This is a genomic window from Massilia sp. CT11-108 (assembly GCF_047302915.1).
Lineage (GTDB): Bacteria > Pseudomonadota > Gammaproteobacteria > Burkholderiales > Burkholderiaceae_D > Telluria > Telluria orientalis.
The window spans coordinates 1-1,034 of record NZ_JBKYMO010000986.1; the positions used below are offsets into that span (position 1 = coordinate 1).

The following is a 1,034-nucleotide window of genomic DNA, read 5'->3' on the forward strand; positions in this document are numbered from 1 at the left end:
GCGCCGCCTCGGCCGTCGCCTGCGCGCGCGCGTCGCCCAGCGCCTGGTAGCACAGCGCAAGATTGTTCAGCGCGACGGGGTTGCCGGGCTGGCGCCGCAGCACCTCTTCCAGCTGGGCCGCTGCCCGCTTGAACTCGTTCGCGCCCATCCACGTCTGCGCGCGATACGCGAGCACGCGCACGTCGTCCGGATGCGCCGCCAGCCATGTCGCCAGGCGGCCGTCGGCGTCCGCGACACGGCCGGCCCGGCGCAGCGCGTTGTCGATCTTGATCGCGAGTTCGTTCGTCGCATGCAGCGCGGACGCGCGCTCGAACGCTGCAAGCGCGGCGGCCGGCTGGCGCTTGGCCATCAGGATGTCGCCCTGCAACTGGTAGCCGGCCGCGCCTTGCGGATGCTGCTTCTGCATGTGTTCCGCGACCATCAGCGCGAGGTCGTGCGAGCCCTTGCGCACGTACAGCGCGGCCAGTTCCAGCTGGGCCGACGGGAAATCGGGCTGGATCGCCAGCACGCTCTTGAGGTCTTCCTCGGCCTGCGTCGTGTTGTTCATCACGAGCCGCAGCGCCGCCACCTGCATCAGCGCCGGCGCGGAGCGCGGCAACGCCTGGGCCAGCTGCTTGTACGATTCCAGCGCGGCCGGCAGGTCGCCCCGCGCCAGCTCGGCCTTCCCACGCAAATCCAGCAGGTCCGGGTTTTCCGGATGGCTCACCTGCAGGCGGCGCGCCAGTTCCAGCGCCTTGTCCGTCTGGCCCGTGCGCAGATAGTGCGCGCACAGGTCGACGCCGGGCCCGATCGCGTGCGGGTCGACGGCGGCGGCCTGTTCCAGCCAGCGCGTCACCTCGGCGCTGTCCTGCGTGCGCTCGGCCAGTGTCGCCAGGCCGTCCATCGCGGCCACGCTCTTCTTGTTCTTTGCCAGGAAGTCGACCAGCACCTGGCGCGCCTGCGCCGGCTGGCTGGCGTCGAGTGCCAGCTGCGACAGGCTCGCCGCGGCCCGGTAGTACGCGGGATCGAGCTGCAGCGCGCGCGCGAAACTGGCC

Annotated in this window: 1 protein-coding gene; it reads right to left on the bottom strand. The window is 71.6% G+C overall.

All coding sequences use genetic code 11. The features are described 5' to 3' along the window. A partial coding sequence (locus ACEN88_RS32550; RefSeq protein ID WP_413346380.1) for a tetratricopeptide repeat protein occupies positions 1 to 1,034 on the bottom strand: 1,034 nt, incomplete at both ends.